This is a genomic window from Natronobacillus azotifigens, from assembly GCF_026805325.1.
Lineage (GTDB): Bacteria > Bacillota > Bacilli > Bacillales > Amphibacillaceae > Natronobacillus > Natronobacillus azotifigens.
Genome location: NZ_JAPRAT010000012.1, coordinates 81,349 through 91,966 on the forward strand (window position 1 = coordinate 81,349; position 10,618 = coordinate 91,966).

The following is a 10,618-nucleotide window of genomic DNA, read 5'->3' on the forward strand; positions in this document are numbered from 1 at the left end:
AGGAAAGCGAGACAGAGAATGTTAGTTTACTCTATAAAGAGAGAGGATATATTTCCTCTCTCTTTTTCATTTAATTAATGAGTTTAGTATTGTAATTACACCCCTAGCGAATCCATGAACGTGCTACATCTTCTTCTTCAAAAGAGAAAGTCTTAAATTCGAGATCCGTAAAAGCATCGACTGCTTTTTCTACTACTGAGATAACGCTAGAATCTGTTACCACAGCATATTTATCGATACTGTCCATATACTGTTTGGCGAAATCGAAACGGTTATTAATAGCAGCAAGTTCTACTTTAGGAATATTCACTAAGCGAACGAGTAGATTTACTTTTCCGTATTCTTCAATTACCTGTTTTACTTCTCGTAAAATCATGTCATCTTCAGCTTTTGTGATCTCATCAGATACTTCATATTCTAAAATGTTTTTTTCACTAGTCTCTAATTTTTTAATCATGAATTTCCCTCCTAAATGTGTCTTTATATGTGTTTATTACCCAGTTAGACAATAGCTCAAACGAATCTATCGGTTGTGTGAATAAAATTTTTATGATATCTGTTTTTTACGAAAGCGTTTTCTGTTAAGATGTAAATATGGTAATTTAAATACTAAGAAAAAATGGAGGAAATCTAATGAGTAAAAGTAAAATAGGAATACCCTTACCAGGTTTTGCTGAATTCAGTAGAAAAGTGGCAGCTGATGGTGCTGTCTTATTGAAAAACGAAGAACAAGTGCTTCCGATTAATAAAGGAGAACAGGTTTCCATATTTGGAAGAATACAAAAAGATTACTATCGAAGCGGAACAGGCTCTGGCGGAAGTGTCAATGTAACGTATACGACAAACCTTCTAGATAGTCTGCGAAACAAAACTAGTATAAATATTAATGAGGATTTGGCTAGTGTGTACGAAAATTGGATTAAAGATAATCCATTTGATGATGGCGGCGGCGGTTGGGCTGCAGAACCTTGGCATCAAAAAGAAATGCCTTTGTCAGCTGATCTTGTTTCTGCGGCAAGAGATCATTCCGATAAGGCTATAGTTGTTATTGGACGAACTGCTGGAGAAGACCAGGATAATGCGGATGCCCCTGGAAGTTATCAACTCACATCAGATGAAAAAGCGATGCTTAAAATTGTCAGTACGTATTTTGAAAAAGTAGCAGTGGTGTTAAATGTATCAAATATTATTGATATGGACTGGCTTAATGATAAAGATTTTGTTCATCCGATTCCGAGTGTCATTTATGCTTGGCATGGTGGTATGGAGGGCGGAAATGCGATTGCTGATGTGTTAGTTGGGGACGTAACACCAAGTGGAAAATTAACAGATACGATTGCATACTCGATTGATGATTACCCATCTACGAAGAATCACGGAAGCGAACTTAAGAATGTCTATCAAGAAGATATCTATGTAGGCTATCGATATTTTGAAACATTCTGTCCTGAAAAAGTTCAATACCCATTTGGGTATGGACTTTCTTATACTAACTTTTCGGTGGAAACAAGTGATGCGAAAGTAGTAACAAAAGATAATGTAGACTTTTTTGAAATCGAAGTTTCTGTTAAGAACGTGGGTACTACTTTTGCAGGAAAAGAAGTTGTACAGGCTTATTATGAAGCACCACAAGGAAAGTTAGGTCAGCCAACTAAAGAATTAGCTGCTTTTGAAAAAACAAAATTACTTCAGCCGGGCGAAACAGATATGCTTACACTACAGTTCCCTGTTCAAATGATGTGCTCCTATGATGATAGCGGAGTAACGGGTTATCAATCTGCTTATGTGATGGAAAGTGGAACCTATTATCTCTATGTAGGAAACAGCGTGAGGGATCTGGAAAAAATAGCTGTAGCAGGTGGAGATGGCTATGTAGTGGAAGAACTACAAGTGATTGAGCAATTGGAAGAAGTGTTAGCACCAATTGATGATTTCACGAGAATGAAGCCAGGTAAACGAAACGAAGATGGTACATATGAATTAACGTATGTGGATGTGCCAAAACGTCAAATTTCTTTAGCAGATCGAATTGAAAAGAACCTTCCAGAAACTTTGGCGCAAACCGGTAATCAAGGATACACGTTGAAAGATGTAGCGGAAAAGAAGATTACGATGGAAACGTTTATCGCTCAATTAACGGATGAGGAACTTGCAACCATTGTTAGAGGAGAGGGTATGAGTAGTCCATTGGTTACCCCAGGAACTGCTTCAGCTTTCGGTGGGGTCAGTGACAGTTTGTTCAATTATGGAATTCCAGTTGGTTGTACGGCTGATGGTCCTTCTGGTATTCGAATGGATAGTGGACACAAAGCTACACAAGTGCCGATTGGAACATTACTAGCTTGTACATGGGATACGGCGTTAGTAGAAGATTTGTTTGAATTGGAAGGACAAGAGTTAATAAGTAATCAGATTGATATGTTACTTGGACCAGGAATGAATATTCGCCGAAGTCCATTAAATGGTCGTAATTTTGAGTATTTTTCTGAAGATCCACTGATTACAGGCGTCTTTGCGATTGCCAATGCTCGTGGAATTATGAAAGATGGTGCCCATGCGACATTGAAGCACTTCGCTTGTAATAGTCAAGAACATGCTCGTACTAAAGTGGATGCGGTTGTATCGGAGCGAGCCTTGCGAGAAATTTATCTCAAGGGCTTTGAGATGACGATTAAAGAGAGCGGAGCCAAAGGTGTCATGACATCATACAATCCTATAAATGGCCATTGGGCGGCTTCAAACTATGATTTAAATACTACTGTTCTGCGAAAAGAATGGGGATTTGATGGCATTGTTATGACCGACTGGTGGGCGAAGATGAATGATTGTATCGCAGGCGGACCTGAGGATGTGAAAAACACGAATTTTATGATTCGCGCACAAAATGATCTCTATATGGTAGTAAATAATTATGGAGCGGAAGTGAATGCGACAAATGATAACACGATCGCATCTTTAGAAGATGGCTCGTTAACACGTGGAGAATTGCAACGTAACGCGATGAATATTTGTGATTTCCTTATGCATGCACCCGTCTTCTCTCGAGATCAAGTGATGGCAGAACAAGTAGTGAAGTTTGATTCAGATGCTACCCTAGCACCAGCTGAATTTCATTCGCTAACAGAAGATTCTACTGTACATCCTGATCCTCAAGCAACCACTTATTTGAAGGTGGATCGTCCTGGATATTATCGTATTATTGTCAATCTGATGTCGCCAGGAACAGATTTAGCACAAACCGCTTGTAATGTACTGTTAAATGGTGAGATTATGACTACGGTCAATTCTAACGGAACAGATGGAAAGTGGATCAAACAGAAGTTAGTGAAAATCGAATTAGAAACCGGTTTCTATGCGTTGAATTTAGAATTCACCAAACCTGGTATTCACATAGGTGGGATCGAGTTCAAGCAAGTTTAATAAACCAAGGTGCTTCCATTATTTATGGAAGCATCTTTTTTCTTTGTAGCTGACAGAAATTTGTGCTGCTAGAGCATAAGGTATTTGCTTTGCTCGTATTTCTCTTTTCTAATTGAAAAAAATTGTATATCCATCTTGATAAAACGCTTACAATATCGTTATAATTAAGATAATGTGTAAGAGTCAATGTTCATACCACTCATCTTGGAGCAATCATCGTAAGACTCCCACTTAAAAAGGTTTAAGTGAGCTAACAAATGCTAGTAATCTAAATGATTCAAGGGTCTTTTAGGTCATCCTTTAGGGCTAGTAATCAGCGAGGGGACCTAACCCTGATCCGATCCGAGCAGAGTTTCACTTATTGCTTTAAACAAAGGAGCTATGAAACATGCAGCACTATTTATTCGTTCATTTCAAAGAAAAGAAAACTCCTGATGGTGAACAAGTATACTTTGGTCTAAGTAAAGATGGTTATCGATGGGAAGAAGTCAATAATGGTAACCCGATTCTCTGGAGTATAAAAGGAGATAAAGGTGTTCGAGATTTTACGATTTCTCGAGCAAACAATGGTAAGTTTTACATTTTTGCTACAGATTTGTCACTAGCATACGGGATGCCAAATCAGTACGAACACTCATGGGGAAACATTGCTCGCCATGGAAGCCATGATCTTGTGATGTGGGAATCTGAGGACTTAGTTCATTGGTCTGAACAAAAAATGATCACCTTAGGTACAGAAGACTTTGGTTGTTTGTGGGCACCGGATATTATTTATGATAAAAAGAATGAAGATTATATTCTACATTGGTCATCCCCACATCGAAGCAATAACTTTGGACCAATGGCTATTTACTATACGCGAACAACAGATTTTCAGAACTACTCTGAACCTCAATTATTATACCGTAAAGAAGATAGTGGTGTGATTGACTCCGCAATGTACGAAGAAAATGAGATGTATTACTTGTTTGTGAAAAGCGAGCACAATCCATTAGGCGTTATTCTTTTAAAAAGTGAATCGATAACCGGACCGTTTGAACGTGTCTATTCATTTGATGAAGAAATGAGTAAACTAGGTTCTGGGGCATATGAAGCACCGACAGCGTTTAAGATGGTAGACGGAAAGTGGACCTTGTTGCTTGATTTCTTCGGTGTGCAAGGAAAAGGCCAAGGATATGTGCCTTTTGTTGCTGAAAGCTTAGAATCTGGCGTATTTAAACGTTCGGATTCTGCATTTGGTTTTCCCTATGGATTCAAACATGGGACGGTTTTAACGATTACGGAAGAAGAATATCATCGGATAAAGAATCATTCTTTTGAATAGTAAGCTTTCTAAAACTTTCCTTGAAGTAATGAAACGGTAAAAAGGCGATCCGCTCTACAGGAGAATTGTATAGCTGTTATAAGAAGTATGTTTAAACGGTAGTTGACCATGAATGGTTAACTACCGTTTTCGATATGAGAAAGCCTGTCACAAAAGCGTCACTGACAAGACTAGCTAATTTTTATTTTATCCCGGAGCAACCGTCCGTAAGACTCCCACTTCAAAACAACCGAGAATATCAAGTTGTTTAAGTGCGAGTAACGGACACTAGCCCCTTGAATGGTTTAAAGGCCTTTAGGGCTAACAATCAGTGGGGGAATACCTAAAAACCCCCACTGACACTTTATCATGTAAACTTCATGTAAATTTGAGTTCAATTGTTTGAAACGATTTTAGCAATTAATTATAGTAAAGGTAGAAATAACTGTATTAGAAACTTTACTTAGATAAAAAAATTTGAAGTTGTCTATTGTAGATAAATCAAAAGTAAGCGAATCTACAAACTATTATTCATTACGGAGGGTAAAAAAATGAAACTTATCGTAATTGGAGCTGTTGCAGGTGGAACATCAGCAGCAGCTAAAGCAAGACGAAATGATGACAATGCAGAGATTGTTATTTATGAAAAAGATAAAGATATATCATACTCAAGCTGTGGTCTACCTTATTATATTGGAGGCGAAGTAGAGGATATCGATTCCCTCACACCTAGAGACCCTGCTTTTTTCAAGAAAAAGTACAATATTGATGTTTTTCATGGACACGAAGTGGTGAAACTAGATCCGAACCAAAAAGTAGTGACGGTAAAAAAATTATCAACGGGTGAGACCTTTGATGATAGTTATGACAAGCTTGTCATTGCAACAGGAGCTACTCCGTTTGTTCCAGGGGTTGAAGGGGGTGAGCAAGAACACGTTTTTGTTTTACGTAATGTAGAACATGCTCGAAAAATCCGCCGATTTATCGATGAGAAAAAACCAAAACGAGCGGTGATTGCAGGAACGGGATTTATTGGGTTTGAAATGTTAGAGAATGTAATGGCGAAAGACATAGAGGTAACCATCGTTGAGAAAATGTCTAAAATAACGCCTAATCTTGATGAAGATATGGCTTCCTATTTAGAAGATATTTTAAAGAAAAAGAAGATAACAATATTAAAAGACACAACTATTACTGAAATTAAATCAGACAAGGTAGTGTTGGCAGATGAACAGGAATTATCTTGTGACATGATTATTATGGCAACTGGGATAAAGCCAAACGTTAAAATTGCTGAAGACGCTGGGATTGACCTTGGTGAAACAGGTGCGATTAAAGTAAATAAAAGAATGCAAACGAATCTGGATGAAGTATACGCTTGTGGAGATTGTATCGAGACATTTTCAGTTATTACAGGAAAGCCAGTTTATCGACCACTAGGCTCGACTGCAAATAAAACAGGTCGAATTGCTGGAGATGTTCTATCCGGAGGAAAACTGCAATATCGCGGTAACTTAGGTACTAGTATTTATAAAATTTTTGACTTAACGGTTGCATCTACAGGCTTATCAGAAAAAGAAGCAGAGGAACTAGGCTATAATACGGTCACCTCTCATAACATAAAACCAGATAAGCCTGCTTATTTTAATGGAACAGAAATGTGTATCAAAACGATTGCCGATCGAGAAACAGAAAGAATACTAGGTGTGCAAATTGTAGGAAGGGAAGGTGTAGATAAGCGAATTGATGTGTTTGTTACCTTGATTACTTACGGGGCAAAGGTAGAGGAACTTTTCCATTTGGATCTAGCTTATGCACCACCTTTTTCGACAACAAAAGATCCTATTCATTATAGTGGGATGATTTTGGATAACGCATTAAATAATGGTCGTTCGATTCGGACGACAGAAGATGTGCAAGCAGATATCGATCAGTCGAAACCAATCCAAATAATTGATACGAGAGTTTCTAAGCAATACGAGACTGCTCATGTTGATTGCGCTGTGAATGTCCCACATGCTGAAATTCGTAACAAGCTATCTGAGCTAGATAAAGATATTCCTACAGTGACCTATTGCAATAGTGGTACAACTGGAAATGCTGTGCAAAACATTTTGATTAACCATGGTTTTAAAGATGTATCGAACTTATCTGGTGGACATAAATTTTATCGTGGGACAAAAAAAGAGGACACAAAATAAGAAATATCGAGAATTTCTCCCGGAGCAACTGTAAGTTTTCCAATCTGGCTTCCAGTTGAGCTTGGACTTTTCTTCAAGATTGTAACCTCCTTCTTCGTGCTGACAAAAAAGAGGTGGGACAAAAAAATCCCTTTACTCAAAATACGAATAATCTTCTCGCATAAATAAGTGGAAGAGCACCGCACCTGAAATATACTTGCTTTCCGCGGGCACGGCTTCAGCTAACTCGGATAAGTGAATTTCGCTTTCCGAGTGGATCATCAGACTCGTGGGACTGCGATTACTCGTCCCATCGAAAACATTTGCTGATTCCCGCTAGAGTCTCGCATATTTCAGGTGCTTAATTATGTTTCTCAGAAAAAAACCAAACCATAATTGACTAAACCTCTACTATAGTTCGGTTATTATATTGCCTTTTTTCTTTTCTCCCTACCTCTTTCATTAGCTATCAATAGTTGCAATACCTTTTGTTTGATATAGTAAAGCAGTTTCAATGACTGCTCGGATACTGATGCTAAGGATGATTGTCGATTTACTAATAAATAAACAGGTGCTTAAAGGTGTTAAACTAGAAAAAATTTTTTACGTCAATTATAATAAAGTGAAACTTCCATCAGTGGGAGTTTTTAGGTTTTCCTCCACTGATTGTTAGTCCTAAAGGATGACCTAAAGGCGCTTGAAGCCTTCGGGGTGCTAGCGTTCTTTACTCCCACGTAAACAACTTGGTGTTCTCGTTGTTGTGAAGTGGGAATAACGGACGATTGCTCCGGGATAGACGAATGAAATTATTTATTAAAAATTGGTTCATTTCATGTAAAATTGGGAATTAAGTATAGGAAGAGCAAACACACCAGCTATCTTTGATGAGATGCTTAGCGAATAGTGCTAATGGCAGAATTTCAGTAGTATTTGTGTAAGGAGCTGAATATGGTGTAATAGGTTGAATCGCTAGTAGAAACTAGTAGTAAAAGGGGCTTATTATAGATGGATAGTAAGAAACACTGGAATTTTAATCAGATATCGAATCTTATCTTTGGATTACCAGATACATCTTTCTTGCTCGAGGGAAGATGGGGAGTGGAAAGAGAGACCCAACGCACTACTGCTGGAGGAGAAATGGCTGTTACCAATCATCCAGAAGTTTTTGGTGATAAATTAGAAAACCCGGAAATAACAACAGATTTTGCGGAAAGTCAATTAGAAATCGTCACAAAGCCATATCGAAGTGTAGCAGAAGTTTTTGGTCAATTAAAAAAAATACATAAAACAGTCGATGATGGAGTTCCTAATGATGAATTTCTTTGGCCATTAAGTATGCCACCGGTTTTACCAAATGATGAGAGAGAAATACCGATCGCTAAATTCAATCAATCAGAATCAGGGCGGAAGAAGTATATTTACCGTAAAGGTTTAGCACATCGATATGGGAAGAAACGGCAGATGTTATCTGGTATCCATTATAATTTTTCTTTCGGAGATTCGTTGATTGATTTTTTTTATCACCATTATGGTGGGGATATGGATAGAAAATCATTTCAAAATGAGATTTATTTTGCTACGGCAAGAAATTTCATGAAATATCGATGGTTATTGATTTATTTGTTCGGTGCTTCACCGGTTTATGATGAAAGTTATGAATCTGCATTAGATAAAGAATTAGACATTATTTCAAATCAGTGTCACAATCTTCGAGATCGTTTGAAAACATACCAAAAAAATGCGATTTCTATCCGTGTAAGTCGTTTTGGATATTCAAACGAAGTAGAACATCAGCAGCATATTTCCTATAACCAGTTGAGTGAGTATCTATCTGATATTAGAAAACTATTAAATACAACGCACAATAAGTATGAAAGATTAGGAATCTATCAGAATGGAGAACAAATTCAATTAAATAGTAATATTCTGCAAAATGAGGGAGAATTTTATTCGCCTTTACGGTTCAAACCTCGTAAGAAATGCGAGTCACAATTGAAAGGTCTTGAAGAAGAGGGTGTTTGTTATTTAGAGATTCGAATCCTTGATAACAATCCGTTTGAAAAAGTAGGTATTAGTTTAAATCAGCTCCATTTTATGCAAATTTTTATGTTGTTTTGTTTGTTTGAGGATAGCCGTTTTATGACCGAAGAAGAATTGCGCTTGGCTAATGAAAATCATCATATAACGGCACTAACAGGTAGAAAGCCGAATGTTAAGTTGTATCAATACGATGGTTCTGAAGTTTTGTTAACTGATTGGGCGGAGGAAGTCTTTGCAAAACTGAACAAAATCGCGATTGCTGTTGATCAGACGTCAGGCAATAATAACTATCATCGTGTTATTAAAGAGGAATGGGAAAAAGTTACGAATCCTAACTTAATTTTGTCTGCAAAAATGCTGACAGAGATGGAGAAACACAAGGAAAGCTACCTTGAATTTGGGATGAGGTTGGCAAAAACGTATAAAGAGAGAGAATCTTAGATATTGATTGTGTTCATTTCACGAAGAAGATATAATAATGCTAATGATTCCCAGAGTGTGTGGAGGGGAATTAAAATCTAATCTCGTTTTATTGGAGTAATACAATGAAAAATCGAAATAAAATTATTTTCTTTTTTGGATTAGTATGTGCCCTCTTTATCATAGGGAGTCTCGGATATTGGCTAATTCTTGATGGAATAAGCTGGTTAGATGCGATTTATATGACGGCGATTACGATCTCGACTGTTGGTTATGGTGAAGTCGCACCTATGTCTGATTTGGCAAAAATATTCTCTATTGCCTTAATTATTTTCAGTATTGGTGTTATTGGGTACGGAGGATCAACTGTTATTAGCTATATATTTGAAGGCAATCTGAAAGAAGCGTGGAGGACACGGCGAATGAATGACAGAATTGAACGTTTAACCAATCATTATATCGTTTGTGGTGCAGGAAAGACGGGCATCTATGTGATTCAGACCTTAGAAGCTAGGTCTATTCCTTTTGTAGTGATCGATAACGACCCCGATATTGTGAATACGCTCAAAGAAGATGATATTAATGTAATCGTTGCAGATGCTACGACTGAAGATGCATTAAAAAAAGCAAAGATAGAGGATGCGAAAGGATTAGTAGCTAGCTTGTCAACAGATGCGGATAATCTTTTCACCGTGTTGACAGCGAGAGAATTAAATTATGAGTTTACCATTATTGCCAAGGCAATTAATCATAAGTCGCATGATAAGCTGCTTCGTGCTGGTGCAAATAAAACAGTTTCTCCTAATGAGATAGGAGGGCATCGGATGGCATCTATGCTACTTAGGCCTTCTGTTATTTCTTTTTTAGACACAGTCACTCATGCAGGAAATCTTGATTTAGATTTGGATGAAATCGAGATTACAAGTGGATCAGAACTATGTGATCGATCGATTAAAGATGCTAACATAAAAGAAAAGGCAGATTTAATTTTAATTGCATTGAAAAAAGCTAATTCGGATGAGATGATTTTTAATCCGAATCCGGACGAAGTTTTAGAAGAAAAAGATGTTCTTATTATTCTTGGCAAAGATGATCAAGTGAGAGCACTACAAAAGGAATCGGAGCAAGAGTAATCTCTTCATGGGGTTACTCTTTTTTACCATAACGAAAAAAACGGTAAATGGTGGTAACCATACCAATAGTTGTGATCATGAATTGTGCCATTAAAAGATAAGAATAGTAGAATTCAGGAAAA

General features: G+C 37.4%; 6 protein-coding genes. 5 read left to right on the forward strand and 1 reads right to left on the reverse strand.

What is annotated here, in order from left to right; translation table 11 throughout:
• Positions 1-103 precede the first annotated feature (103 nt).
• Positions 104-457, reverse strand: a complete 354-nt coding sequence (locus OWO01_RS07800; RefSeq protein ID WP_268779882.1) for a SpoIIAA family protein — start codon at positions 455-457, stop codon at positions 104-106.
• A 176-nt stretch (positions 458-633) separates the two neighbouring features.
• Between OWO01_RS07800 and OWO01_RS07805 the strand changes: the two genes are divergently transcribed.
• The 5 genes from OWO01_RS07805 (at position 634) to OWO01_RS07825 (ending at position 10,496) form a co-directional block, all read left to right on the forward strand.
• A complete protein-coding gene (locus OWO01_RS07805; RefSeq protein WP_268779883.1) occupies positions 634-3,420 on the forward strand; it encodes a glycoside hydrolase family 3 protein in 2,787 nt (928 codons plus the stop codon).
• Between the two features lie 388 nt (positions 3,421-3,808).
• On the forward strand, positions 3,809-4,744 hold the full coding sequence (locus OWO01_RS07810; protein WP_268779884.1) for a glycoside hydrolase family 43 protein: 936 nt from the start codon (positions 3,809-3,811) through the stop codon (positions 4,742-4,744).
• A 530-nt stretch (positions 4,745-5,274) separates the two neighbouring features.
• Positions 5,275-6,924, forward strand: coding sequence for an FAD-dependent oxidoreductase (locus tag OWO01_RS07815; protein WP_268779885.1), 1,650 nt, complete (start codon positions 5,275-5,277; stop codon positions 6,922-6,924).
• Positions 6,925-7,908: 984 nt separating this feature from the next.
• Positions 7,909-9,384 (forward strand): hypothetical protein, encoded by a 1,476-nt coding sequence (locus OWO01_RS07820; protein ID WP_268779886.1) that lies wholly within the window; start codon positions 7,909-7,911, stop codon positions 9,382-9,384.
• A gap of 104 nt (positions 9,385-9,488) precedes the next feature.
• A complete protein-coding gene (locus tag OWO01_RS07825) occupies positions 9,489-10,496 on the forward strand; it encodes a potassium channel family protein (RefSeq protein ID WP_268779887.1) in 1,008 nt (335 codons plus the stop codon).
• Positions 10,497-10,618 lie beyond the last annotated feature (122 nt).